Annotated in this window: 21 protein-coding genes and 1 tRNA gene; 9 read left to right on the plus strand and 13 right to left on the minus strand. The window is 42.2% G+C overall.

Annotated elements, in window-relative coordinates:
- Nucleotides 1-50: 50 nt before the first annotated feature.
- From thiC to MSBRW_RS02210, 12 genes are all read right to left on the minus strand, one after another.
- Nucleotides 51-1,337 carry a phosphomethylpyrimidine synthase ThiC gene (gene thiC / locus MSBRW_RS02150; RefSeq protein ID WP_011305628.1) on the minus strand — a complete coding sequence of 429 codons (1,287 nt, stop codon included), beginning with the start codon at nt 1,335-1,337 and terminating at the stop codon, nt 51-53.
- Between the two features lie 410 nt (nt 1,338-1,747).
- Nucleotides 1,748-2,665 carry an S-layer glycoprotein N-glycosyltransferase AglJ gene (gene aglJ, locus MSBRW_RS02155; RefSeq protein ID WP_011305627.1) on the minus strand — a complete coding sequence of 306 codons (918 nt, stop codon included), beginning with the start codon at nt 2,663-2,665 and terminating at the stop codon, nt 1,748-1,750.
- Nucleotides 2,666-2,793: 128 nt separating this feature from the next.
- Entirely contained in the window at nt 2,794-3,345 is a 552-nt protein-coding gene (locus tag MSBRW_RS02160) for a TATA-box-binding protein (RefSeq protein ID WP_011305626.1), read from the minus strand.
- Nucleotides 3,346-3,538: 193 nt separating this feature from the next.
- Complete coding sequence (gene scpB / locus MSBRW_RS02165; protein WP_011305625.1) at nt 3,539-4,654, minus strand: SMC-Scp complex subunit ScpB; 1,116 nt, start codon at nt 4,652-4,654, stop codon at nt 3,539-3,541.
- A gap of 57 nt (nt 4,655-4,711) precedes the next feature.
- The gene (locus tag MSBRW_RS02170; protein ID WP_011305624.1) at nt 4,712-5,731 is read right to left on the minus strand and encodes a segregation/condensation protein A; all 1,020 of its coding nucleotides are present in this window, start codon (nt 5,729-5,731) and stop codon (nt 4,712-4,714) included.
- Nucleotides 5,724-9,251, minus strand: a complete 3,528-nt coding sequence (gene smc, locus MSBRW_RS02175; RefSeq protein ID WP_011305623.1) for a chromosome segregation protein SMC — start codon at nt 9,249-9,251, stop codon at nt 5,724-5,726. Before smc ends, MSBRW_RS02170 begins: the two co-directional genes overlap by 8 nt.
- A 52-nt stretch (nt 9,252-9,303) precedes the next feature.
- A complete protein-coding gene (locus MSBRW_RS02180) occupies nt 9,304-10,386 on the minus strand; it encodes a hypothetical protein (protein ID WP_011305622.1) in 1,083 nt (360 codons plus the stop codon).
- 728 nt (nt 10,387-11,114) lie between these two features.
- Entirely contained in the window at nt 11,115-11,306 is a 192-nt protein-coding gene (locus MSBRW_RS02185) for a hypothetical protein (protein WP_230669929.1), read from the minus strand.
- 264 nt (nt 11,307-11,570) lie between these two features.
- Complete coding sequence (gene feoB / locus MSBRW_RS02190; protein ID WP_011305620.1) at nt 11,571-13,484, minus strand: ferrous iron transport protein B; 1,914 nt, start codon at nt 13,482-13,484, stop codon at nt 11,571-11,573.
- A 115-nt stretch (nt 13,485-13,599) separates the two neighbouring features.
- On the minus strand, nt 13,600-14,265 hold the full coding sequence (locus MSBRW_RS02195; protein ID WP_011305619.1) for a metal-dependent transcriptional regulator: 666 nt from the start codon (nt 14,263-14,265) through the stop codon (nt 13,600-13,602).
- Between the two features lie 204 nt (nt 14,266-14,469).
- Nucleotides 14,470-14,925 carry an N-acetyltransferase gene (locus MSBRW_RS02200; protein ID WP_196298017.1) on the minus strand — a complete coding sequence of 152 codons (456 nt, stop codon included), beginning with the start codon at nt 14,923-14,925 and terminating at the stop codon, nt 14,470-14,472.
- Nucleotides 14,926-15,232: 307 nt separating this feature from the next.
- Nucleotides 15,233-15,307 (minus strand) — tRNA-Arg (locus tag MSBRW_RS02210).
- 488 nt (nt 15,308-15,795) lie between these two features.
- Between MSBRW_RS02210 and MSBRW_RS02215 the strand changes: the two genes are divergently transcribed.
- From MSBRW_RS02215 to MSBRW_RS02230, 4 genes are all read left to right on the plus strand, one after another.
- A complete protein-coding gene (locus tag MSBRW_RS02215; protein ID WP_085983094.1) occupies nt 15,796-16,308 on the plus strand; it encodes a biotin transporter BioY in 513 nt (170 codons plus the stop codon).
- A gap of 119 nt (nt 16,309-16,427) precedes the next feature.
- A complete protein-coding gene (locus MSBRW_RS02220) occupies nt 16,428-17,252 on the plus strand; it encodes an energy-coupling factor transporter ATPase (RefSeq protein ID WP_011305616.1) in 825 nt (274 codons plus the stop codon).
- Nucleotides 17,228-18,064 carry an ATP-binding cassette domain-containing protein gene (locus MSBRW_RS02225; RefSeq protein ID WP_011305615.1) on the plus strand — a complete coding sequence of 279 codons (837 nt, stop codon included), beginning with the start codon at nt 17,228-17,230 and terminating at the stop codon, nt 18,062-18,064. The genes MSBRW_RS02220 and MSBRW_RS02225 overlap by 25 nt, the downstream gene beginning before the upstream one ends.
- 169 nt (nt 18,065-18,233) lie before the next feature.
- Nucleotides 18,234-19,007, plus strand: coding sequence for an energy-coupling factor transporter transmembrane component T family protein (locus tag MSBRW_RS02230; RefSeq protein WP_011305614.1), 774 nt, complete (start codon nt 18,234-18,236; stop codon nt 19,005-19,007).
- A gap of 374 nt (nt 19,008-19,381) precedes the next feature.
- On the opposite strand, the gene MSBRW_RS02235 is transcribed toward MSBRW_RS02230, so the two are convergent.
- Complete coding sequence (locus MSBRW_RS02235) at nt 19,382-20,086, minus strand: C39 family peptidase (protein WP_011305613.1); 705 nt, start codon at nt 20,084-20,086, stop codon at nt 19,382-19,384.
- A gap of 874 nt (nt 20,087-20,960) precedes the next feature.
- Between MSBRW_RS02235 and MSBRW_RS02240 the strand changes: the two genes are divergently transcribed.
- The 5 genes from MSBRW_RS02240 to MSBRW_RS20075 all read left to right on the plus strand — a co-directional run bounded on the left by MSBRW_RS02240 (nt 20,961) and on the right by MSBRW_RS20075 (nt 25,942).
- Nucleotides 20,961-21,308 carry an ArsR/SmtB family transcription factor gene (locus MSBRW_RS02240; RefSeq protein ID WP_011305612.1) on the plus strand — a complete coding sequence of 116 codons (348 nt, stop codon included), beginning with the start codon at nt 20,961-20,963 and terminating at the stop codon, nt 21,306-21,308.
- Nucleotides 21,305-22,732, plus strand: a complete 1,428-nt coding sequence (locus MSBRW_RS02245; protein WP_011305611.1) for an SO_0444 family Cu/Zn efflux transporter — start codon at nt 21,305-21,307, stop codon at nt 22,730-22,732. Before MSBRW_RS02240 ends, MSBRW_RS02245 begins: the two co-directional genes overlap by 4 nt.
- Before the next feature lie 93 nt (nt 22,733-22,825).
- Nucleotides 22,826-23,548 carry a PspC domain-containing protein gene (locus MSBRW_RS23155; protein ID WP_011305610.1) on the plus strand — a complete coding sequence of 241 codons (723 nt, stop codon included), beginning with the start codon at nt 22,826-22,828 and terminating at the stop codon, nt 23,546-23,548.
- Nucleotides 23,549-24,023: 475 nt separating this feature from the next.
- Nucleotides 24,024-25,184: a 4Fe-4S binding protein gene (locus tag MSBRW_RS02255; RefSeq protein ID WP_011305609.1), complete on the plus strand. Its 1,161-nt coding sequence runs from the start codon at nt 24,024-24,026 to the stop codon at nt 25,182-25,184.
- Between the two features lie 149 nt (nt 25,185-25,333).
- A complete protein-coding gene (locus MSBRW_RS20075) occupies nt 25,334-25,942 on the plus strand; it encodes a sulfite exporter TauE/SafE family protein (RefSeq protein ID WP_011305608.1) in 609 nt (202 codons plus the stop codon).
- Nucleotides 25,943-26,000: the final 58 nt, after the last annotated feature.

Raw genomic sequence — 26,000 nt, forward strand, 5'->3', positions numbered from 1 at the left:
TATTATATCAGTAAAGCCCAAAGGCCTTACTCTGTATTACCAGTACCTGCTTATTTTGCGAGGTTGTAGTTCTGGTTTACGATCTTGAGGGCGCAGAAGTTACCGCACATTGTGCAGGCGTCAGAATCTTCGGGAGCCCTGCTGTTCCTAACTTCTTTTGCGTGTTCTGGGTCGATTGCAAGAGAGTACATCTTTTGCCAATCGAGGTCTCTTCTAGCTCTGCCCATAGCAAGGTCCTGTTCTCTTGCCCTGTCTGGATATTTTACCATATCGCCTACGTGAGCTGCAATCTTTGAGGTTTTGACTCCTGTGATAACATCTTCAAGGTTTGGAAGGGCAAGGTGCTCTGCAGGAGTTACATAGCAAAGGAAGTCACAGCCATATGAAGCAGAAACCGATGCTCCGATTGCAGTTACGATGTGGTCGTAACCTGGTGCGATGTCAGTTACAAGTGGGCCGAGCATGTAGAATGGCTTGTGACCGCTCATTTCCTTCATGAGTTTTACGTTGGTTCCTATCTGGTCGAGAGGGACATGACCCGGACCTTCGACAATGACCTGCACACCCTGCTTGTGGGCTCTGTCGGCCAGTTCGGAGTTAATAATTAATTCCTGGATCTGGGCACGGTCGGTTGCATCGTGGACTGCACCTGCACGCATACCGTTTCCGGTAGAGAGGACTACTTCGTGTTCCTTGAGGATCTCAACAAGGTAATCAAAGTTTGCATAAAGTGGATTTTCCTTTTCATTGTGGAGCATCCAGGAAGTCATAAAGGCGCCACCACGGGAACAGAGGCCACCGTACCTGCCATGGGCTTTAAGGCGGTCCATGGTGATATTGTTGATTCCTGTGTGAATTGCCATGAAATTAGTTCCGAGCTTTGCCTGGTCTTCGGTTGCCTTGAAGAGTTCGTCTTCGGTCATATCCACGATTGAGCCGTATTTCCTTGCGGCCTCAATGAAGGCCTGGTAAAGAGGCACTGAACCGACTGAAAGGGAAATACTGTCAATGACTTTTTTCCTGATTGCAAGGAAGTCTCCACCAGTTCCGAGCTCCATAAGGGTGTCTGCACCTGCAGCTTCGGCAGCCTGTGCTTTTTTAACTTCCATGTCTGCATCAACAATATCCGAGGATACACCGATGGATGCATTGACTTTGGTCCTGAGCCCTTCTCCTATACCGCAGATCTTTACCTGCCTGTATGGGGAGGTTGGAATAACAATTCTTCCGGCTGCAACACCACGACGGATGAATTCAGGGTCAAGTCCTTCGTCCTTTGCAACAATCTTCATTTCTTCAGTAATAATCCCTTTTTGTGCATCTTCCACGATCGTCATATTATTAACCTCAAGCTTTTGATCATCTGTAAAATGTGTCTGTAAGATTAATCTGTAATTAGGGCAAGAGTGAGTTAGATCATAAAAGGCGCGTAATTATATATAACACTTTTTAAAAAATTAACTTTAACCGTAATCAAGTTTACTTTACTTGTATGTCTGTAGTTACTGAAAAACATGAGATGTGAAATTAAAATAAATGTTTTATAAATATATACTAAACCTTCTTTGAATAAAAAGCAAGTAAACTTGTTTTTTAAGGGTTTTCGGAGAAGATGATGAAGACCTCAAAATAAAAAGAGATTCGAGAGATCAGATACCTGGAAATTACCGCAAAAAGAAGAATCCCATAAAAGTGGGCATTGTAAAAAATAAATAATAAAAATACAAATCGTCTTTATGAGAGCTCTTTACTTTCTCTGTTTATTCTGCTCCATGATTAACCGGATTGTTTGCCTATGGAGGGTTAATATGAAATCACTCAAAGTCCCGAAGATAAACATCTGAAGGCCAAATATGATCAGTAGGGTTGTAAGAATAGTAAGCGGGATATGATCGATTCCCCGGAACCACTCGACTACAATAAAGGTTCCTGTGAACAGGCCTGCAATGATTAAGATGAACCCTATAATTCCAAAGTAAAACATTGGATTATGCAATTTTGCAAGCTTATAGATAGTAGACCCGATTCTGAACCCATCTTTTACCGGATTTAGCTTGGTTGAACCTTTTTCACTCCTTGGCAAGTAAGTGATAGGGACTTCTTCAACCTTCTGTTTTTTAAGAATACATTCCACAGAAATTTCGGTCTCGATTTCGAAACCTGTCTTATTAAGTTCAAGTTCCTTTACACTTTCAAGCGTAAACGCACGGTATCCCGAGAGGATATCTTTTAATTTCACGCCATATGCAATGTCAAAAAACATATTTATCAAATGGTTTCCCACAAGATTGAGCCTTGTAAACGCTCCCCGGGAGTATTTCTCCAGCCGGTTACCTATAACGTGGTCGGCATGGCCTTCCAGCACAGGCTTGAGAAGGGAATAAGCCTCTTGGGCAAGATATGTTCCGTCGCCATCAACCATTATTACGTAAGGGCTCTTTATAAGTCCGAACGCCTGAATCATTGCCTGCCCTTTACCTTTTCCGGTTTGCATGACAACTTTTGCGCCTTCAGCTTCTGCAATTTGCCCTGTGCCATCCTGGCTGTTTCCATCAATTACCAGAATATTGAAAAAACCTTCCTGCTTAAAGTCTTTGATAAGCTGCCCTATTGTTGAAGCTTCATTCAGGGTGGGAATAAGAATGCAAACATCTGCACTGTTCACGTCTCACACATATCCTTTGCCGGAACCTCTACACGCACCGCAAAATCCGTTTTATTGTATAATTATCAGTTTATTATTTATTAGTTACTTTACTTCCGAAAAGTGGTATATTAATATATTGAGGGTTCTTATAAAAGCCCCATGTTGTCGAGCTGCTGGCGGACGACCTCAACACCTCTCTCACAATCTTCAGGGGTCTTGCCACCTGTAACTACCAGTTTTCCGGAGCTGAAGATAAGCACAACTACTTTGGGGTCATCGATCCTGTACACAAGGCCAGGGAACTGTTCAGGCTCGTATTCAATATTTTCAAGTCCAAGCCCTATTGCAATTGCATTCAGGTTCAAAATCGTATGCAGATCTGCAGAAGCAACAATGTTCTGGACAGTAATCTGAGGGTTCTCTATAGTCGTAATCCCTATACTGTTCAGTTTTTTCGCCATGTTGCCTATAACTGTATGTACATCGGCAACGTTTTTTGCCCCTGTACAGACAACCTTACCGGAAGTAAAGACCAGGAATGCAGCTTTAGGATCTGAAACTCTGTAAACGAGTCCGGGAAACTTCTGCTTGTTGTATTCGGCTCCTTCGAACTTTGATTCGATAACGGTTAAGTCGAATTCTTCAGCGAGTTTAGTGGATGCAACCACATTTTCGATCTTGATGCTAGATTCGCTCATTAGTCAACCCTCAGTATATAAAGCAAAGGTAATATCCTCTAACCAGTATATAAAGCTATAGTTAAATACCCAGGTTACTATATAAATGCTTTATATATAGAATATAAATGCCACAGAAAAACTTAAATTAAGGGCTCCCGTAATTTTAAAAAAATAACAAGAGATGAGGGAATTTGTGCACCAATAAAGCACCTCAGTCTTTAAACTTCTCAAGGCCTTCAAGAATAGAATCATACTTTGCACAGACCCTCTGGAGAAGGTCGCCTTCAATACTGCGGTGTGTGGGTATGAGGATCTGAGCTCCTTTTTCAATTTTAACCCCACTTTTCGAAACTCCATAGTCAGGTGCGATAAGAACGCCCTCTGCAGAAATTCCAAGGGAAAGGTCGTTTACAATTCTTGAAACCATTTCAGTTGCCGGCTTGACCTTCTTCTCGATAAGAACGGCAGCAGAAACATATCTTTCCCTGGTTTCTCGAATTTTTTTAATGCTTTTTTCCACTGTTTTGGAGTCTACCTCGTCGGGAAGTTCCTCAGCAAGTAAGGCAATTGCTTCTATAAGGTCTTCAAAAGTTGTGGAATGCATCTCAAGGATCTCTCCATCGCAGTACTGCCGTACAGTATCAGAATACCCGGCCGAGACTACAACAACATCGGCTTCAAGCAGGCGGGAGATTTCCTCCTTCGAAGGCGAGTAGGCATTGGCTACAGAGTATTCCCTGATCCCGCACATGCTCATAAGAGATTCATACATGGGAGTAACGGCAATGGTCTTCTTTCCTATCCAGAGGTTGATCTCACTCTGTCCTGCCTGGGATCTCAAAAGGTCAAGGATTTTCTCTTTTATGGCTTTAGGGTCATTTCTTTTAAGCCCGAAGTAATCTGCAAAAAGAGGGGTTGTGGAAAGCTGCCTGCTTCTCCCGCAGGGCACTGACTCTACAAAACCTCGCTCTACAAGATCTTTTATATGATCATAAGCTCCGCTTCCTCTCATATCAATAAGGTCTGACTGGAGCAGGGGCTGATGATAGGCAATCATGGAAAGGGTACGAAGTTTTGGGGTTGAAAGCTCTTTTGGGGCGACTTCCCGCATAAGATCGGAGTATTCGGGCTTGACCTGCATAACATACCGCTCTTCAAGATCAAGAATCTCAATCCCGGATCCTCGGGAAGAATAAATCTCTGTCAATTTCTGTATTGCCGAAAGGACGGTTTTTTTGGGTTTTCCTGTAATTTTTGTAAGCTTTTCGAGGCTTACTGCCCTGCCAGCAGCAAAAAGCGCAGCTTCGATAATCTCAAGCTCACTCATAATTCTCACTTCCAGAAAAGGGATAAATTTTTTCTTAATTAAGTTAATTAGTAAATATCAATGTACGGTTAACTCAGGCTCTTCATCCATGTTTTCATGCGGAGGAATTTCCCCTATTGAGTCAATTCCTGAATAACCTTTAGTTTCAGGCTTAGAAATTTCAGTTTTTGATTTTATTAGCATCTCATGGAAAAGGGATGGATTTGCTTCTGTGGAAAAGCCGGATTCTTCTCCTGGATATATGTATAATTCTTCAAAAAGTTCATTCTGGAAAAGCCAGATTTTCCTGCTTGAGGCAAGGAAAAGAAGAGAAAGATAATCCATAATTCTGTCTTCGCTTCTCTCCAGTATACTCGAAAAAACCACTACAGATTGCTTCGTAAATAGTTCGGCAAGCCTTTCCCACATCAGGGTCAATCGCGAGCTGATGGCTTCTTCATGTGCAATGCCAAGGACATCTCCGGTAGTAAGCTTAGGGCGAGGATTGGATTCTTCTGACACCTGTCTGGCTTTTTTTTCATTTTTTCTTGAGAGGCATTTTTCGGCTTTCTTGAGTTCAATAATCAGTTCATTGAGTGTTACCGGCCTTGTGGATACACGACGAACTGGAAGCTTCGGGATAGGGAATTCTGCAGGCTCAGGGAAATCTGGATCATCATGAAAATCCGAATCAAATGTATCAATCTCTTCCTCTTCCACATCAAGGATTCCAGAAGATTTCATGCGCAGGAGAATAGCAGAATAAAGAAGTGTCCTTGAAGAAATTCTAAGGTCCATCTGCTTGAGCTCTTCCACCTTTCTCAGGAAACCGTCAGTAAGCTGTACTATGTCTATATCCCAGGGATCTATTTTTCCTACCCGCGCAAGTTCAACCAGTATGCCCAGAGGTTCGGAAGTCTCAAACTCCGAAATATCAAGCAAGTTCCAATCAATTCCAAGGCATGAAAGAGTACCTGGCAGCCCATAAATTTCAGATTTAACAAAAAGAGAATTGTTTTCCCCGGATTCAGAAACCGTACTAGCTTGAAGACGAGGAACTTCAAGCACTGCCTCCTCGTTATCCATAAGCTCAGCCATTAAGTTTCACCCCGGTAATGCTCGTGAGGTTATTTTCCTGCATTGTAACTCCTATTGTCCTGGATGCAGCCTGGATCATAGGTTTTCTTAAGGAAACAACAATAAACTGGACTTTTGATCCTGAGGTTTTTACGCGCCTTGAAACTCTTTCCACATTCCAGCCGTCAAGAAACATATCAATTTCGTCAAAGGCATAAAAGGGAGCAGGACGGTATTGCTGGATTGCGAATATGAACGCAAGTGCAGTAAGGCTTTTTTCTCCTCCGGACATTGCCTCGATCCGCTGGAGAGTTTTTTCCTTGGGCTGTGCCCTAAGTGTCATCCCTCCTGCAAAAGGGTCATCAGGGTTATCAAGCAAGAGTTCACCCATCCCGTCGGAAAGCTCATGGAAAATCTCCTTGAAGTTGGCATTAATGCTTGTATAGGCCTCCATAAAGGCATCTCGTTTTAAATGCTCATACTGGTCGATGCGCTCAAGGAGCTGCTCTCTCTCGGTAAAGAGAGTGTCACGTTTTCCTTGCAAATCCGAAAGTCTTAACTCTACCTCATTATACTCGTCAATTGCTCTCATGTTTACGGGTTCGAGCCTTCGTAGGGCTTCATCGATTGCCTGAATCCGCATGTAAACGGTTTCGTAATTCGGAACCTCATCAGTCTCCTCTATGCCTCTTTTGAGTATTTCTTCGACAAATTGCTTTTCCTGATCTAAAAGCGCATTTTTCGTAGCTTTCAGCGTAAGCACCTGCTGCTTTGCCTTTTCAAGCGTAGTTGAGGAAATACTTACTCTGCGTTTGACCGCATTGTGTTCAGCCTGAACCTTTTCCCGTTCTTGCTGGAGCCCTATCAGTTCATTCGAAAGCTCAATTTCCCTGGCTTTTTTTTCCTCAAGTTTTTCCTCACATTCCTTTATTTTTATCTTCAGAGAGTTAACTTTTTCCATTCTTGAAGCTTTCTTCTCATCAATTTCCCTGATAAGTTCCTTTGCTTCGGCAATTTTCTGTTCAGCATACTCTTTTTCAAGCTTCAGGGCATTCAATGTGGCTTCAGTATCCCGGATTCGGCCATCCAGCCTGCGGAGTTCCTCATCGACGAATTCTATCTTTTTATTGATTTCAGGCAGGGGAGAATCCGCAAGTTTTGCTTCAAGTCCTGAGATCTGCTCCTCAAGTTCGGATACAACCTTCTCTTTGTCAGCTTTTTCCGCAGTTACCCTATCCATTTCAGTTCCGAGTTCGGTTCTGGACTCCTCAATTGCTTTAAGGTCGGCCTGTTTTGCTTCAAGAAGTTCAGCAAGTTTTGCTTCCCTGCCTGCAATTTCATCAAGCTGGCTCTCTTTTCGTGAGATCGTAGCCTCACAGTCCCGAATTTTTCTGCTCAGTTCGAAAAGATGGCTTTCAATGCTGTCCTGCTTGTTTATTGCCGCATTCCGGCTTTCATCCAGGGACCTGATCTTCTCTGCAAGCTCAAGCAGTTTATCTTTTTCTGCGGCTGCAAAAGAAGTGCCCGATTTAGAGGATATTGACCCTCCTACCATTGCTCCACTCTTTTCAAGAAGTTCACCTTCAAGGGTTACCATTCTTGCTTTTCCCATGAGGCGGCGAGCACTTTCAAGGTTTTCCATGACAAGAGTATCCTGAAAAACATACCAGAAAGCGGGCTCAAAACCGGAATCAAACTGAATAAGGTCAATTGCGTATCCTATTACTCCGTTTTCGTAACTTAGATTTTCAAGCCGCCTGGGCTCTCTCAGTTTGTTGAGAGGAAGAAAGGTTGCTCGCCCTCCTTTTCTCCGCTTCAGGTATTCGATTGCTTCGGCAGCATCGGCGTCCGTATCCACAACAATCGCTTGCATTCGGTTTCCCGCAGCAACCTCCAGAGCTGTTGAGTATTGCCTTTCCACTCTTCCAAGCTGGGCAATGGTCCCATTAATTCCGAAAAGGTCTTCCTGCCTTGCAGCCCCTATTATCATCTCCACAGCTCTGGAATAGCCTCTGCCCTGTTCCGATGCCCGCACTCTTGTCTCCGTAATTGTATACTCCTGCTGGAGGCCGTGAAGCCTGTTCTCAAGTTTCTTTATATCTTCCTTTATCCTGAAATGGCTGCTTTCAATATCATCACGGTCCCGGATAAGAGATTCCAGGTTTTCAGAAAGCTTTTCAAGCTCGTACCTGACAGAAAGCGTATCACTATCAGAAGTAGCAACCGCGGCTTCAGCATCTTTGATCTGGTTTTCTATCTCTCGGAGTTCTAAAGATTTTCTCCGGAGGGTATCAAGGAGCCGATCTTCGGTTCGGATTAATTCATTTTTCTCGTTTTTTGCATCCTCAAGCTTCTTCCTGGCAGCCATGAGCTCATCCCGCGTAGCAGCAAATTTTGCGTCCACATCTGCAATTCTGCTCTGAAGCAGCATGCGTTCGGTTTTGCGCTCGGAAAGTTCTGAAGAAATGCTTTCTTTTCTCAGGTTTTCGGCTTCAATTTTTTCTTTGAGTTCCTCAACATTGCCCTTGGTGGAATCGATCTCTACAAAGGCTTTCCTGCGCCTCGAATCAGCTTCCTCAAGTTCGGATTCCGAAAGCTCGATACTATCTACGCAGCGAGAAATTTCTCCCTTTGTCTCTTCGATCTCCCTCTTTACCTGAAGCTGTTCATCCTCTCCTTTTTTTCGGATTTCAACCGAAAGTTTTTCCAGGGTTTCTTCAAGCGCCTGAAGTTCCTTTGTTCTCTCGTTGAGGACAATCTGGACTTTTTCAAGATGCTCTTCTTTGCCTGTGATTTCCTTCTCCACATTCTGCAGTTCAGCCCTTGCGTCCTTGAGTTTGGAAAGTAGGAGATATCCTTCAAATTTTACTTTTTCAGTCTTGAGAGCCTGGTATTTTAAAGCCTGGTCACGTTCTCCGGCCAGTTTTCCTAGCTGGGTGCGTACCTCTTCAAGGATTATATCCACGCGCTCGATTTGCTGTTTTACGACTTCCAGTTCCCCAAGCGCCTTTTGCTTGCGTTCGTCAAATTCTGCAACCCCTGCAATTTCGTCTATAATCTTTCTTCTTTCTACAGAGGTCATGGAGATTATCTGCGTTACATCTCCTTGCATAACCACATTATAGCCTTCAGGCGTTATCCCGGCTTTTTCAAGCTGAGAATGGACTTCTCCAAGGCTTACGGATTTTCCATTGAAATAAAAATAGCTGTAATACCCGTTTTTTGTCCGCCGAACCTTTCTTGAGACTTCAATCTCGTCAAGCTCTAGAGGTAACTTATGGTCCGAGTTGTCAAAACGGATAGTAACCTGAGCAAAATCAGGCTTTTTTGACGCATCGCCGTTGTAAATCAAATCGGTAAGTTTTTCAGCGCGAAGGGTCCTTGAACTTGTGAGCCCGAGTGCAAAAAGAATCCCATCTATTATGTTAGACTTCCCACTCCCGTTTGGACCTGAAATTGTAGTAAAGTCATTATAAAAGGGAATCTTTACTTTTTTTCCGAAAGACTTAAAATTAACAAATTCAATCTCTTTTATATACACAGAATGCCTCTGTAATCTTACGTTTTTGAGAAAGTTTCTGTCTTTTTAAGCTTTATTTCTCTCGAGAATTTTTCCGGCTACATGTAATAAGCTCGGCATCTTCATTTTCCCGCACATCCACAGCCTCTTCTATGAAGTGCTTTTTCGAAGGCCTCTCGGCGATTATGTATTCACATTTATAATCATCAGCAGGTTTTGTTTCCACAGGGCCAGCATTAACAGCAGAAGGCTGCCTTTCAGATAATGATGGTTCTGGTGTTTGCTGCCTAAACTGTGTTCTAATTGGCGTTTGTTGCCTTAATTGCGTTTTGATCGGCGTTTGTTGCCTTAATTGTGTTCTGATCGGCGTTTGTTTCCTGGCAGGTTCTCTAACCGATGGTCCCTGTCTAACAGTACCTCTCAACCCTCTTTTATCGCCACTTTCTGCAATAATATATTCGCACTTCGTTTCGGCTTCTTCTCTGTCAAGATCTGCCGGCTCAACCTCTCTGAGCTTCAGCTGAACCTTTGCGTGTGTACCTGGCAGGGAGGCAGGGGCTTCTTTGAATTTACCCAATCTGTATACCGGGTTTTCTTTTCTAAGCTCAGTTTTTTGTTTGGGTTTTCTGGAGAGAGGTGGAAGGTTCAGAGGGTCTTCAGGAAGAGTTGAAGTAATAGAAGATGGAACAACAGAAGGAGAAGTCGGAATTACAGAAGGTGGAGCAACCGGAGCAGTCTTTTTTGCGTCCTCCAGTTGTTTAGCGAGATCTCCTATCTGTGTTTCCAGTTTCTTTATAAGCATTTTCTGGTCAAGCAATTCGCGGACAAGCCCATCCTGAATGCCTGCAAGTTCCCTCAGCTTCCGGTCAGCCGCTTCCGAGTCGTTTTCCCCTGATGTTTTCAATTCCGTTCTTAATTCGTTCAGGATTGAAGCCTTGAGTAGAGCAGGGTTAGGGATTCCCATAAGTTCCGTCCTGATTTCGGAGAGGACAAGATCCTTAATGGAGTCCTGATCGGAAACGTTTTCCATTTCGGCCCGCAGTTCATTGAGAACCGAAACCTTAATCGATTTTTTGAGAGTCTCGAGCTCCTCATAGGTTATCGATAGTCGCCTTTTAAGCGGTGTAGTATGCACGTCCCTCTGTCCAGTTCTCATAAAAGCACCTCTTATGATAAATTCGGGTTCCGATTTCCTGACGGCCTGGAATTTTCTGGTGATAAGGCAGTCAGCACAATAATAATTAAATTGAGTAGATCATAGGAATTTTAATAATATGTACAAAGTACATGTAATCTTACTTTAAATATATATGGTAATCGATAGTTTTTCTGGCCTTATATATCTTTTAGTATAAGAGAATCAAAAATCTTTTTATTTAATCTTTGTCGAAATATTCCATAAATCGGGCTGGAGATGCAGGAAGACCAAGATAAAAAGTTTCCAGAAATGAAAACCGACTTTTCAAGGAAACAATAGAAAAGGATTAAAGGATAAGTAGGAAACAAAAAGGATTAAAGGAGAAGTAGGAAACAATAGAAAAGGATTAAAGGAGAAGTAGGAAACAATAGAAAAGGATTAAAGGAGAATTAGAAAACAAAAAGGATTCGGAAACAAAAGAGGAATAATTTGAATGAAAATTTGGATAAACATTTTTCGATATATCTGTGATAAAAAGCGATAATTAGAAGATACCTGTTCGAATCTTGCATCCCTGAACAAACCAAGTAAGAGTAATGTTCAAATCTCGGTGTATTCATAGGGAAGTCTAGAGAGAAAAATGTCCATAAACTATGAAATAGGGGAATGAAACCCAAGTTTAACTTTAAAATACAAGAGTTAAAGGGTTGGATTTCAATAACAGATAACTATTTTTGGGGAAAGTGTTAGTTAATGGATGAAAAGGAATTCTCAAAATCGACCAGTACATTCTCCCTTGATTGGATTTTCGAGGGGGTACAGTCCATTTCCACCGCAGTTTCATTAACAACGGAACCATGAGTTCCGGTGCTTTCAAGGAAAAATTGAACCTCATCAAGTTCAGGCTCGTGGAAATGATCCATTTCAATTATATCCATAATAACACTCAACACGTTTTTGTGTAAGTGAGTGGTAATTCGGGTCATCGGGAATAACACTATTTACCAAATATTAATAATTTGCGGTAAAGGCAGAATATTTTGGAAAGACGAAAACAAGCTTATCAATATATAAATATTGTGCTCGATTAGAGGTACTTTCCTTTCATAAAATAAACCACATACACTGTAGATAAATGACAGTTACTTTTGAGGAGAGCCGGGGCAAGAAAATCTGAAGCAGAGTATAAAGACGGGCAAAAATCAAAGGAAATAAGGTCCAAAAATCCGAATCAAGACACCTACTCCGAGAGCCAGCAGCACGGTGAAAATAACTATCAAAGCTGTATCCTTTGCTCCAAGTTCGTGCTTCAGCACTGCAATTGTTGCTACACATGGCATATAGATGGTCGTAATTACAGCAAATTGGTACATCTGGACAGGTGTCATTACAGCTGCAAAATTGGCTGTACCTGCAAGTACGGCAAGGATCTGAAGTGCCATTTCCTTTCGGAGAATCCCAAAAACCAGGGCAGTTGCCGCAAATGCTGGAAGGCCCAGCATTCCTACGGATATAGGCTCTACAAAGTCTTGGAAGATTGAAAGAAGGCCTAGAGCATCGGCAACTCCCAGAAAAGCGCTTCCAACGAGCAGTAGCGGAAAAGCTATATATAAAAATTCTCGGCTTTTCATCCACGTCTTCCTGAGAGTAGATTTCAGCCCCGGCTTTCTGAGAGGCGTCATTTCCATAATGAAGCCACTTCTCTGGCCTGGCAGACTCTTTCCCAGAATTAATCCCATGCCGGTAATAATGATAATCTCCAGAATATATATTGAAACTGCGGGCCAGAAACCTACAAAGGTTCCAACAAGCCCCAGGATAATAACGGTCCGCGCAGAGCAGGGAATTAGAGATATCAGGATGGAAGCTATCCTCTTTTCCCGCCGCGTGCCAAGGGAATGTACTGCCATAATTGCAGGGACGTTGCAGCCAAAGCCGAGAACTAGCGGTATCACGGCTCTTCCATGAAGCCCAAGCTTATGGGTAAGGTTGTCCAGCAGAAAAGCTGCCCTGGTAAGATAACCCGAATCTTCGAATATTGAAAGAATGGCATAAAATACTGCAATATACGGAATTGCAATTGCAAATCCGGCCTCTACTCCCCGAAGAGAATATACTATCAGGTTTTTCAGGACAGGCGGCATGCCCGAAGTTGCGGCTTCGGCGGGAAGGATCACATGAGGCTCAAAGATTTCATTCACAATCCAGGTCTCAAGGAAGCCTCCGACCCGGAAAACAAGGAGGAAAGTAACGAGCAGGGCAGATACGAGCACTGCAATTCCGAAATTAGGGGAAGTAAGGATGGCATCGATTCTTTCCCGTATATTTTTTTTAGGTTCAAACCTTGAAACCACACTGTCTACAATATATCCTGCTTCCCCATAGAGGTCTCTTGCAACAGTATCAGGTACCGAAATCCTCTGTTCTATCTCCAGGTTCTGTCTTAACCGTCTGGCAGACGAGAGCAAGGCATTAGCCTCTGGCGGCATACAGCAGAGTTCTACAAACTCGGCATCGTTTAGCAGAGCTGCCGTTTTTACGATTGGAGGTATATTGGGAAAGGTATAGTCAAGGCTAGAAAGAGCCTGCTGGATCAACTGGCTATATCTTACCTGGTGGTGCTCTTGAGTCTTATTCTGTTCGTCAAGGGCTACAAGCATTACTTCATCGAGCCCTACCCCCCAGGTCGCAACTGTTGGTACTACAGGCAGGCCAAGCAGTTCGGAGATTTCATCTGTATCAACGAGAATCCCGAGGTCGGCAGCCAGATCTACCTGATTTAGTGCAATAACCATAGGGATATCGAGTTCCAGAAGTTGCAGGGTCAGGTACAGATTCCTTTCAAGCCTGCTCGCGTCAACGACATTGATTATAACATCCGGTCGGTCCTCAATCAGAAATCGCTTGGTTACTTTCTCATCTTCGTTTGTGACTCCAAGGGAATAAATTCCTGGCAGGTCAACTATTTCAATGGTTTTTCCCCGTGCCTTTACAATTCCTTTTTTAAGTGCAACTGTTGTGCCAGGGTAATTTGAGACCTCAACTCCTACTCCTGTAAGCCTGCTGAAAAAGACGCTTTTTCCAACACTTGGGTTGCCTATGAAAGCTATTGTCAAATCATAGGGGCTTTTTCTCTGACTTTCGCTTTCGGAGGTGCAGCATGAGCTGGAAATTCCTATTACATCTCCGGTTATGTTACTCCATGCCAGTTATATGCCTTCTTTATGTTTTTTACGCATTTCTGCCCTTCGGAGCTATGAAAATTTTCTTTGCAATATCCTTTCCGAGAGCGATTTCCGACCCCACTGCTATAACCGAGATACAGCCCTGTTTTTGCTTTCGCCTGACTTTTATATCTTCTCCTGCAAGAATTCCAAGGGAAATCAGGCGCTCTTTTGTCTCTCTTGGAAGGGTAACCCTGGCAACTCTGCCTGAACTTCCTTCTTCCATCTCATCAAGCGGGACAAATTTTTCCTCTTGCACGATATTATTTTTATCAATATTGATGGGGTTTCCGTCAGGGCAATACTCGGGGCATCCCAGAAATTCGTAGATCTTTTCAAGTACGGCATCTGAGACTGCATGCTCAAGTTCACAGGCTTCTTTATGGGCTTCCTTTCTATCAAAATCTAGGACATCAACCAGGAAAGTTTCAAGTACCTGGTGTTTCCTTTTGATCTTTATAGCCTGATCAGTCCCTTGTTTTGTCAATTCAACTCCCTGATAAGGTGTATACTCTACAAGTCCCGAAGAATGTAACTTTTTTATCATTTCCGTCACGCTTGGCGGAGATACGTTGAGTTCTTCAGAGATCTGTTTGGTCTTTGCAGGGCCCTGATTTTTTCTAATGAGGTAGAGAATAGTTTCGAGATATTCTTCAAATCGATCTATATGCATTACATCATCCCGCCAGCATATGCCTGACTCCAAACCGATAATTAGGATAACCTAAAAACGTAACTGCCTGAATAAATAATTTTTGATTTTTGGTTATTTATATTTATTTTAATCCGTATATCGAAATCATGTAGTTTCGAATTTAAATTCCTAAACTTGAAAAAATAGAAAATAAGGATCTAAACGAAGGATGTCAGAAACGATTCAGAGATTTATCGACTTCAGAACAGCAACTTCATTACAATCCGGAAACTTAGGGCATCTCAAACAACCGGCCCAGATCTTTCTGGGAAGGGTGTTCTTGTCCACAACCTTAAAGTCCAATGTCTCGAAAAAGCCAGGCACATAAGTAAGTGCGAAAACTTCTTTCATACCAAGGTTTTTAGCGTCCTCAAGGCAGGCCGAGACAAGCTTTGTACCTATTCCCTTTCTTGCACATGCCGGGTTTACGGCAAGGGCAAGTATCTCTGCGAGGTCTTCCCACACTACATGCAGAGCACAGCAGCCCATAACTTCTCCATCGATCTCGCAGACGTAATAATCTCTGATATTTTCGTACATCTCACTCAGCGAACGGGCGAGCATTAGCTCTTCTTTCGAATAAGTATTGATGATTTGTTTCATTACAACTACGTCGTTTACTCTGGCTTTCCTGATCAATTCGTGTTTCCTCTGGGTTAGCATTTTTCTTTTCTAATGAAATAGAATGCACTGGGCTATGATCAATAAAAATGTATTGTATACTGCTATGGAATACTTACTTTCCAGATAAAAAATTTTCCATTGTTTCCACAAATATTTACACAGGTAGTAGTTCAGAAGTATTCGGTTCTTCTGAGCAGGCAGGATATCCAGAATGCCCTGAGTTGAAAGTTCTGTTCGAAAATAGACTTTTATTTCTTGAGAAAACTGAAATAACAGCTTAAAGGAATACAGGTCAAGAAAAGTACAGATTTAAGGAAATTAGCGGGCGCGAAGGGATTTGAACCCCCGATTTACAGCTTAGGAGGCTGCCGCCATATCCTGGCTAGGCCACGCGCCCATGAAGAGCTTCCCAAAATACACAATCTTACAACTATTTGCTGAATTTGCATTTCAGGTGATCCATAATACCGGTATAAGATGTATATTTAATTATCGCTCTGGATAGGAGAATGTATGTCTGGAGAACAAGAACTGCAATTTCAGGAAAGTTTTAAATTCAATGTAAACCTTTAACCTCAAAACGGTTAACAATTCCCCCGATTTTCAGCTACTCTATAGCTTTCAGAACTGGAATTAACCTTTATGAAGTTATCATTATAAAGCTGACAAGGGTACTGAAAGATTCAGTTTCTATATGCTTCAGTTTCTATATATTAGCTTTAAATTTGCACTGAATTTTCCTGCCCGCCAATTCAGGGACGTAGAAAGCTTTGACAGGCTTAAAAAAGGCGAAAAAATGAAAAAAACTGAGTAAAATTGATAAGAGGAAAAAATGTGTACATAAAAAATAAAGAGCCCTATTTTAACCGGACTCCTGAACTAAGGATGATGGTTTTCGCATCTCTTTTTGCAGCCCTGACCGCCGTAGGGGCTTATATACAGATTCCTATACCTTTCTCTCCTGTCCCTGTTACACTGCAGGTATTCTTTGTCCTGCTTGCAGGCAGCATGTTGAAAAGCAAGTGGGGAGGCTTGAGTATGATAGTGTATACCCTGCTTGGTATAGCAGGACTTCCTGTGTTTGCAGGAGGCAGCTCTGGAATTGGAGTGCTTCTCGGGCCTACAGGCGGGTACATAACTGGCTTTATTCTGGCGGCGTATGTTATAGGAAAGCTTTCCGAGAAGGCTGAAAAGGCTGATAAATCCGGTCTCTTTATCAATGCCCTTAATATGAGTGCAGGAGTCTTGATTCTCTATGCATGCGGATTTATTCAATTGATGTTCGTAGCTGATATTGGACCTGGAGCAGCCCTCGCTCTTGGTGTCATTCCTTTTCTGCCTGGAGAAATCATAAAAACTGGAGTTGCCGCATATATTGCTTCAAATTACAAGCTCTAATGCTGCTTTCTTTTAATTTTTTCTGGATAAGCAGAAAATAAAGACGAAACCCAAGTTTTCAATAAAATTTATGATACTCTATATAAATTTGAACCAACACGGTAAAAATTTGAGTTAATATGATCAGGCTTGAAAAAGTGAGTTACAGTTATCCTGATGGTACCCCTGCGCTTGAGAATATAAATCTGGTTATAAAAAAAGGGGAATTCATAGGGGTAATAGGAAAAAATGGCAGTGGTAAATCTACACTTGCCCTTCAACTAAGTGGACTTCTGAAACCACAGGCTGGCAGGGTACTAATAAGTGGAATTGACACATGTGATCCCTCAAAACTTCCAGGAATCAGGAAACTCGTAGGTATCGTGTTCCAGAATCCTGAAACTCAATTTGTTGGTCGGACTGTCGAAGAAGATCTGGCTTTCGGCCCAGAGAATCTTTGCCTTCCCCCCATAGAAATCAGAAAGCTTGTTGATATGGCGCTTGCCGAAACCGGGCTTGAGAAGTACAGGCACCGTTCTCCGAAAACCCTTAGTGGAGGACAGGGACAGTGTGTAGCTCTGGCAGGAATTCTTGCAATGAGCCCTGAATGCCTTATCTTTGATGAGGTAACTTCCATGCTTGATCCTGAGTCCGGAATAGCTGTCCTCGAAAACATAAAAAAACTGCACAGGAAAGGAAAAACCATTGTATATATCACTCACAATCTCGAAGAACTTCATGACGCAGACAGAGTCATTGTCATGGAAAAAGGAAAAGTAAGGCTTGAAGGAGAGCCGGAAAGCATTTTTTCCGATGTTTCCCTCCAGACTCTTGGACTTGCTTTGCCTTCTCTGATCGAGCTGGCTGAGAACCTGAAAATGCACGGAGTAGTAATTCCCTGGGAAAATACCTCTTCTCCCCAGAGCTTTGCAGAGGAAATATGCCGATTATTCTTGAAAACGTAAGTTTTTCTTACTCCAGAAATACTCCTCTAGAAACTCTCGCATTGAGAGATATCAACCTGCGGATAGAGAAAGGAGAGTTTGTGGGAATACTGGGAGAAAAAGGCGCAGGGAAATCTACTCTAACAAAACTTTTCAACGGGATTTTGAAGCCGGAAACCGGAAGCGTTCACGTAGACGGGCTTGATCCTTCCTTAAGAGAGACGAAACGCAGGATAGGAATGGTTTTTCAGCAGGCTGCTGATCAGCTCTTTTGCAAAACCGTATATGAGGAAATAGCTTTCGGACCCCTGAACTTCGGGTATTCGAAAAAAGAAATCGAGGAAAGGGTATATGAGGCAATTGAAGCTGTTGCTCTTGACCAGGCTGAGCTTTCTCGAGACCCTTTCAGCCTGAGTGGAGGGGATATGCAAAGAGTTGCCCTTGCAAGCGCCCTTGCCCTCAGGCCGGACTACCTCGTGCTGGACGAGCCCATTACAGGGCTTGACCCGGGAGGGAAAAAGGACATCCTTGAGGCACTTATAAGAATTAAAGAGAAGGGTACTGCGGTTATAACAGTAACCCATAATCTTAAGGGGTTCTTCCCCTTGCTGGAAAGAATAGTGCTCATAAAGGGAGGAAGAATCATTTTTCAGGGGAGCCGGGAAAGCTACCTCGAAAAAGGATTCGAGCCTCTTCCGCCTATAGCTTCCATGATGAAAGAACTTAGAGCAAGAGGATTGCCAGTAAACCTTGCAGTCTTCACGGTTGAAGACGCCCTTAAAGAGATTCTAAAATTAAAATCGACCCTTGGAACAGAAAATAATGGGAACTAAAGAGGGAATTAACTAAAACGGGAATTATCTAAAACGGGAATTATCTAAAACGGGAATTATCTAAAACGGGAATTATCTAAAACGGGAATTATCTAAAACGGGAATTATCTAAAACGGGAAGCTCCAGAGAATTCCTAAAGATCATTTATAAGGAGAAAGTCGAAGGAATATGCAGGAACCTGTCTTCAGTTACGTACCAGGGGCTTCCCTTCTCCACAGGCTTGACCCCAGGACAAAAGTTGTAGCCGTGATGCTGCTCGGAATTTTGACATTCAGGATTGAGAATTTTGCAGGAATAGGGGCTCTTTTTGCTTTTTTCTTTGCCCTTGCTTTACTCTCCGGGCTGCCAATGAAATTGTTTTTCAGAGCAGTAAAGCCTATGATGCTGTTTATATTTTTTATCTTTCTCACGCAGCTATTTTTTACAGATGGAAGACTCCTTGCTTCGTACTGGATTCTGCAGCCAAGTCTGGAAGGGCTGGAAAAAGGGCTCAAACTTGCTGCCCGATTTATACTACTTTTGCTTTTTGCAGCCCTACTGACAGCCAGTACCGACCCATCAGCAATTACCTGCGGCATAGAAAGGATGCTAAGGCCTTTACCGTTGCGCTGGCTGGGAATTAGCTCTTTTGAGCTTGCTACGATGATGAACATCTCTATAGCGTTTCTTCCTCTTCTATTTGAGAGAGTAGAACGAACAAAAGCAGCTCAGGCGGCAAGAGGAATGGATTTTGTAAAAAATCCTCTACGTTCAATTCCTGCTCTTGCAATTCCTCTGCTAAGAGGTGTAATCAGGGATGCTGAAGAATTGGCCCTCGCGATGGAGAGCAGAGGCTATCAGGGAGGGCGAAGGACCTCAATATATGAGCTTTCCATGCAAAAAAACGACTGGAAAGCCCTTTTTATCCTAGCATTTTTTGTTATCCTTATTCTAACTCTCTGAAAAAGGGCACAACAGGATTCTAAGATAGAGTAAAGGCTCTTGCAGATTCTTAGGATTCGGATAAATCTAAGTTTTTGACAAATTCTAAGAGCGTGTCTTAAAATTAGATTGATTCTGTAATAGTGATAGTAATTACTCATTTGTACTGAAAAACGGTAGCATCAAAATGTTAAATATCTAAAGTATAAATTTTAACTATGATGTCTAACGTATTTGATTTCATACATCGAGAGAGTAAGCCTAATCTAATAAATTTACAATCTGAATTAAAAATCAACAACTATCACTATCCAATTGTAGAAATAGTTTGAATTTTAAGACAGACTCTTAGATTTCTCAATTCTGGACGTATTCAAGCATATTAGTACCTGGATTTAGTCCACGTGTATGAAACCAGGATTTTGTGCAGGGTTGTCTCCACTGATAAAGATTCCCATATGAATCATATTTGTTTTTTTATCAGCTGTAGGAGATTCATAACTGAAAGTATGCCAACGTTCTATGAACTCATCATGTGGAATATACCCTCTGTTGCCAAGTATCCATGGGTCTTCAAAGTATACATTTTTGCTGTCTATGCCTATGACTACCATGTAGTGACTGCTCGCATTCATTTCCCAAGTTTGATTCTCATTCTTCCAGGCCTGAAGTCTAACTATTACTGGAATGCCCTTATTAATGGAGTCTCTCAAATCGTCCAATGTCAGGTTCTCTCTAATCTCAGCTCTAAACCCCATTTTTTCTGCCCCTTCTACGATGCCGCTGGGGGTGGTGCCCTTGTGGTCAGTCTCTCCGAGAGTAGTATTGACGAGCTCAATAAACTGGCCTTCTCCCATATCTTTACCGCCCCAGTAGCTTACTACAGCCTGAAAGCATGAAGCTCCACACGAGTAGTTGGTGGATTGGCGCACATCAGGCACCTGTAACAACATAGTTGTGTTATTCTCAGGAACTACACTTTTAACTTTGATCTCACTGGCGCCTGCAGGCATTCCCATAGCTGTTAATATTACCAAACCAGCAACGCTTAGAAGAAATGCTGCTTTTCTTATATTCAAACTCTTATTATCTATTTTCATAGACGTATCCTCACAAAATTCAAATTCGGAGAAGAGACAAAGTTTTTGCTAAAGAGTATAGAGCAGGCCTCTTCAATTAAAGAGTCGTGGCTAAATAGCTTGAGCGACTATTTGTGTTTTGAATCAAAGTTGTGCTGGCACCCAGCTGCAAGCAACGGGGTATTCGACTGAAATGAAACTGTTTTATTAGTGTTTGAGTACAGTGTAAAAATTGGTTCAAGTTATTTCCTGACATGCATTTAATATCAAATAAATAATATCCGGTTTAATATTTATTTACTTAAATACAATACTATATATAATAATTATATTTATGAGAACCAATATTTAGAAACAAAGTAGCTGATTAGATGCACAAGATAATAAAAAGCTATGAAACCTGTCAAAGAAACAAAAATCTCATCCTTTTAATCTTGGGTTAAAACAATAGTTAATTTTTTAGTTGGTTTTGAGAGGTTTTTACTCGTATAAATCAAACTTACCCTGCTACTATAAAGGACAGACTCTAAGAAGCTGTCTTAAAATTCAAATCATTTATACAATTGGATAATAGGCAACGTTCCGTTTAAATTCATATTACGCACTCGATGCATAAAATCAAACACAATAAACATCATGGTTTAAACTTTCGTTTTGGACATTGACCGTTTGACACTCCGTTTATCAATTTAAATGCACAAGTCCTACCCCAATTATATAGAACCAGATTTAATTTTAAGACATGCTCTAAGTTTTTGACAAATTCTAAGTTTTTGATAAATTCTAAGTTTTTGACAAATTCTAAGTTTTTGATAAATTCTAAGTTTTTGACAATTTTCTTAGATGGCGCAGTTCTTAAGAAGATATTAATATATGAACAGCTGTTCATATATTCATGCAAGTAAAATGTGAAAGAGTTGACTCAAAACAGTTAGAAAAACTGTTACAAAAGGTTCCGGACCCCGAAAGTATTACGCGGATGGCGGCAGTTTTTCAGGCGCTCCAGTCTGATACTCGTCTTAAGATCCTTTTCTTACTAAATCAAAAGGAGATGTGCGTCTGTGAACTTGAACAGGCGCTTAGTGTCACTCAATCCGCAATCTCTCATGGGCTTCGCACCTTAAGGCAGCTTGACCTCGTGCGAGTCAGGAGGGAGGGAAAATTTACGATTTATTATATTGCAGACGAGCATGTCCGCACGCTGATTGAAATGTGCCTCGAACACGTGGAGGAAAAAGCATGAACTTCGAATTTCTAAATGCTCTTCTGACTATTTTTTCAGGAATTTTCTTAGAATCCTGGAACATTTTCGTAGAAACGGCTCCTTATCTTATTTTCGGCCTGGGTATTGCAGGTCTTCTCAATATCCTGGTATCTGACCAGAAGATTGTGGACTACCTTGGAGCATCGGCGGGAAAAATTCGTTCTGTTATCAATGCCGCTCTTGCAGGTCTTCCACTGCCACTCTGCTCCTGCGGAGTGGTCCCTGCCGCGATGTCGATCCGAAAAAGGGGAGCTAACCGGGGAGCAACCCTTTCCTTCCTTATCTCGACACCCGAGACAGGAGTTGACTCAATAGCAGTTACCTATGCTCTTCTAGATCCTCTGATGGCAGTTTTCCGCCCACTTGCTGCTTTTGTTACTGCTATCCTTACAGGGCTTGCAGATAATTTTTTGATAGGAGAACCTCAGGAAAAGAAGAATATCAAAAAGCAGGAAAGCCCTGAGAATAAAGCAGGAGTTCTTGCAGTTTCGACCTTCATCGGAGCTCCTTTACAGGAAAAAACGTGCAGCTCTTCCTCCTGTAGTTGCCATAAGCCAGAAGATTTCGGTAACGAAAAAACCGGGTCTGTAAGCACTATGACTGAGAATATGGAAGTAAGGTCCTCAGGAGCAAAGCCTCTGGAAATCAATAATAAATCTGAAAATGTCCGAAAGCTTTCCCTGGTAAACCCAGGCTTCCAGAAAGAGGGCTCTTCCTGCAGCTGTGAGGAATGTGGGTGCGCAGAAAATGAAACGGAAAAAGATTGGAAAAATAAAGAGTTTGGAAAATATGAGGAAAATCAGGAATTCGGGAAAAATAGAAAAAGTAAGGAGTCGGTAAAAGCCAGGTTGATTAAAGGAATAAAGTATGCTTATATCGAGCTACCAGCCGAGATTTCCAAATGGATGCTCATTGGAATCTTTTTTGCAGGAATAATTTCCTATGCAGTTCCTGAAAGCTTTATTCAGAATTATCTGGGAGGCGGCTTTGGATCAATGCTGGTCATGCTCTTAGTGGGAATTCCCCTTTACATCTGCGCTACAGCTTCCACCCCTCTTGCCGCAAGTCTCGTAGCCAAGGGCATGAGTCCAGGCACAGCTTTTGTTTTTCTCCTTGCAGGTCCGGCAACCAATGTAGCAACTATAACGATGGTTGCCCGCTTCCTTGGTAAACGTTCGGCGGCTCTGTATCTGGGAATGATTTCTCTCTGCGCCCTTGGGGCAGGTTTCCTGCTGGACTGGTTTTATCTAAAACTCGGGGTCAATGCAGTCGCAACCGTAGGGACTGCAAAAGAACTGCTCCCCGAAGATCTGAAGTTGGTTTTTGCGTTTTTCCTTCTCCCCTTGATGTTATATGGAATTTTCCGCAGTGAAAAAGAATGCGGCTGCTCGGAATGTCACTGAAGTAGGAATACTCGAAAAAGGAATAATGAAAATAGTGATGAGGATAGAAAAGGTACCAGAATAATATAAATCCTCCAAAATAGAATAGTCAATATGCAGGAAAATCCCGAATCTCAAGAAAAAAAGGGAACAAAAGGACACTTTTTTGAAGCGCCAGAGGTACCTAAAACCAAATCTGAAGAGGAACCATGTGCGAGACCTGAGGGAAAAACCGAAGAGGAAGTTAGCGGTACTGCACCACTGGAAAGAGAAGAGCCGAAAAAAAGCGAATTCAAACCTGAAAGGGAACTTGAAACTGGCTATACAGAGGAATCCTGGGCAAAGCCTGAAAGAGATATGGAAGAAATAAAAGCACCAGGAAGCTCCGCATCCGAAGAGAGAATAATCCCGAAAGAAAGTGAATTCAAGTCTTCGGGAGAACTTGAAACTGGTTATACTGAGAAATCCTGGACAAAGCCGAAAGATATGGAAGAGAGAGTCATTCTAGAACCTGGGGAGAAAAAAGAAGAGGAAGCTACTGGAGAGGCTGGAGAGAAAGTCAGGGAAGAAACCAGGGAAGCTGGGGAAGAAGCTAAAGAAGAAAAGCGTACTGCCTATACAATGGAAAAGCGCCTGACTAAAAGCAAGAAAGAACGTATGCTCTTCGGAGTCTGCGGCGGGTTGGGTGAATACTTTGACATTGACCCTACCTTTATAAGGCTTGCTTTCGCGGCCCTTGCTCTGCAAGGAGGAATTGGTATTGTCCTGTATATTATTCTGGCAATACTTATGCCCTCGGGAGAAGGATATAAAATGATTCCCAGCTCAGGACAGTGATTTCCAGCGATGAAATCTTGCAAAGTTTTATTTTTTAAATTTTTGTTCTCTTAACTTTCATTTTTTCAGCTTTTAAGCCTATATGGGAACTATTTCCTTTTTTAATCTGAATCACAAAGAAACACAAATATTGAATCTCCTACTATGGGATACACATTGTTTTACTTTACTCTTCTCTTAATTTGCCTGCATTCAAAGACTCTCAATCAGTGTTGTATGAATACAAAATTCAAAAAGTAAGTGTGTGCTTTTTCTGAGCAGACATTAACTTATTAATTTCTAAGTCAGCCAGTTTATAAATCCTCAGAAAACAACATATAAATCCTCAGAAAACAACAGCAGTAACATATAGCTGGCGCTGAACTATTTTAATATATATTAAAAAAATTTCGATAAGTTTTTATATAAGTGGCAGGGTAAACTGTCCTTATTATTTGAGTGGACCCGGCGTTTTGGTGCCAGATGAGGTAAGCAAGTGTTTCAATTAAACAAAAGCGAGAGTAAAGGAGCACGATGCGGTACAGACCGTTTAAAGTATTCTTTAGCGGTTAGTTTTACTGCGGCAGTCATCACAGGTTTAATCTTATTTTTTCTTGTAGGACAGGGAGATTCTTCTTCAGCTCACCTGGCAATCACCGCGTTTATTGTCATAGTAGGTACAGCACTGACTTTTTTCATCCTGTGGACTGGCAGAGTCAACCTTCTCCGCATGGTAACTTTTATTGGAATGGATGGTTTAATTTTTACCATCGCGCTTAGTCTGGAGCATGAGGTGCACAGGGGCAGCATTTTGCTGACCAATCAAGCCTTGAACAGTAGTAGCGTTCCCATCTGTCCGATCACCATCCCGTTCGTAGCGGTACCATACTTTACCGAGGGAAAAATGGTCTTCCCATCCCCAGTCACATCGTTATTTGCTGTTCTCTTTATGTGGCTCGGTCTTGTACTTATCCTGGGAAGGGGGTGGTGTGGCTGGATATGTTTCTTCGGATGGATGGACCAGTTTTTCGCTTCTCTATTAAAGAAACCTATTATACCTCTTAAAAACCTCCCAAAATGGGCAAAGTTGTTTCCTTACGCATTTATGTTGTTTTTGATCCTGGTCAGCGCTGTCTTTCTGATACCTATCTTCTGCGCTTTCATGTGCCCGCTCCGGATCATCTATGATCCACCTGCCGTGACGACAACTTTCCAGTGGATCACAGCGCTGATATTCGTGACAGGTGGCCTGATCTTCCTGGTGATAGGCCCGCTGCTCACAAAGAAAAGGTTGTTCTGTAGCTTTATATGTCCACTTATGCCTGCCAATACTTTAATTGGGGTCATCAATCCGTTTAAGGTAAAAATCGACACAGACCTATGCAAGAACTGTGGCTTGTGCGTGAAAAGTTGTGAGCTGTTCGCGATCACCAAAGAATCGCTTGCGAAGGGAGAAACGACGATCGAGTGTGCCAAGTGTGGAAAATGTATGGACAAATGCCCTGCAGGTGCGATCGATTACAAGCTGATGTTTACTGACCAGAACATAAGATTATTTTTTATTCCGCTGGCAATTATCTTTAACCTGGTCATTGTATCGAGCTTCATATGGATGATTGTGCACTACCTGATGACCGGTGAGATCGGGAGTTTCTGATAATTGCATTTCTTATTGACTGGTAATAATGGAAGTTTCTGAAATGGCTATTGATAAAAAAAATATCAGGATATGGGTAATGTATCTGTACATGTTTCTCATTGTGATCGTTGGCTTTTCTTTGTTAGCAAAGTCATGAGCGGTGGCTGATGATCATAGAGGCTATTTCCCAGGGCATGTTGCTAGGTTTGTCTACAGGTATTTTCTGTCTGGTCACCTGTGCTCCTGTATATGTGCCTTTTGTCCTATCGGAAGATCGAAAGTTGCGGCAGAGTATACTGGCCATCGGAGAGATTGCAATGGGTAGGCTAATTGCTTATCTGTTTTTTGGCCTGATCCTGGGAATTCTCGGCAAGCAGATAGACGGTCCATGGCTCAACAGAGCTATAGGGATTGCTATGGTTCTGCTGTCCGTCCTGATGCTAGCCTTCGTGGCGGTAAAAAAATGTCCTCACTTCGGGTTGTGTAAGCTGAGTAAAAAATACGTGAATTATCCTGCTTTCTTTGGCTTCCTGACAGGAATCAATGTGTGCCCTCCATTCCTTCTGGCGATGTCTGCAGCTCTGTCTTATGTCAGTATTGCAGGCAGCATATTGCTATTTGGAGGATTTTTTGTTGGAACCTCGTTTTATCTCATATTGCTGGTGCCGCTGGGCCTCGCAGCTAAAGTAGAAAGTATCAGGCAGATCGGGCTGATTACAACAGTAATGTCAGGAATAATGTTTCTCGCACTGGGAATGGGATACCTGCTATTATGAAGATAGATTCATTTTAGTGATTTTTTGAGTTTCCGATTTTACAGAACTTTTGGTGTAG

The sequence above is a fragment of the Methanosarcina barkeri str. Wiesmoor genome, from assembly GCF_000969985.1.
In the GTDB taxonomy this organism is placed as follows: Archaea; Halobacteriota; Methanosarcinia; order Methanosarcinales; family Methanosarcinaceae; genus Methanosarcina; species Methanosarcina barkeri_B.

Coding starts and splice junctions, on each gene's coding strand:
- MSBRW_RS02215 (WP_085983094.1), top strand. CDS start 15,796: ATGATGGTTTTCGCATCTCTTTTTGCAGCCCTGACCGCCGTAGGGGCT.
- thiC (WP_011305628.1), bottom strand. CDS start 1,337: ATGACGATCGTGGAAGATGCACAAAAAGGGATTATTACTGAAGAAATG.
- MSBRW_RS02180 (WP_011305622.1), bottom strand. CDS start 10,386: ATGAGAACTGGACAGAGGGACGTGCATACTACACCGCTTAAAAGGCGA.
- MSBRW_RS02240 (WP_011305612.1), top strand. CDS start 20,961: ATGCAAGTAAAATGTGAAAGAGTTGACTCAAAACAGTTAGAAAAACTG.
- MSBRW_RS02230 (WP_011305614.1), top strand. CDS start 18,234: ATGCAGGAACCTGTCTTCAGTTACGTACCAGGGGCTTCCCTTCTCCAC.
- MSBRW_RS02195 (WP_011305619.1), bottom strand. CDS start 14,265: ATGCATATAGATCGATTTGAAGAATATCTCGAAACTATTCTCTACCTC.
- MSBRW_RS20075 (WP_011305608.1), top strand. CDS start 25,334: ATGATCATAGAGGCTATTTCCCAGGGCATGTTGCTAGGTTTGTCTACA.
- MSBRW_RS02160 (WP_011305626.1), bottom strand. CDS start 3,345: ATGAGCGAATCTAGCATCAAGATCGAAAATGTGGTTGCATCCACTAAA.
- MSBRW_RS02185 (WP_230669929.1), bottom strand. CDS start 11,306: ATGGATATAATTGAAATGGATCATTTCCACGAGCCTGAACTTGATGAG.
- scpB (WP_011305625.1), bottom strand. CDS start 4,654: ATGAGTGAGCTTGAGATTATCGAAGCTGCGCTTTTTGCTGCTGGCAGG.
- MSBRW_RS02170 (WP_011305624.1), bottom strand. CDS start 5,731: ATGGCTGAGCTTATGGATAACGAGGAGGCAGTGCTTGAAGTTCCTCGT.
- MSBRW_RS02225 (WP_011305615.1), top strand. CDS start 17,228: ATGCCGATTATTCTTGAAAACGTAAGTTTTTCTTACTCCAGAAATACT.
- MSBRW_RS02235 (WP_011305613.1), bottom strand. CDS start 20,086: ATGAAAATAGATAATAAGAGTTTGAATATAAGAAAAGCAGCATTTCTT.
- MSBRW_RS23155 (WP_011305610.1), top strand. CDS start 22,826: ATGCAGGAAAATCCCGAATCTCAAGAAAAAAAGGGAACAAAAGGACAC.
- MSBRW_RS02220 (WP_011305616.1), top strand. CDS start 16,428: ATGATCAGGCTTGAAAAAGTGAGTTACAGTTATCCTGATGGTACCCCT.
- MSBRW_RS02245 (WP_011305611.1), top strand. CDS start 21,305: ATGAACTTCGAATTTCTAAATGCTCTTCTGACTATTTTTTCAGGAATT.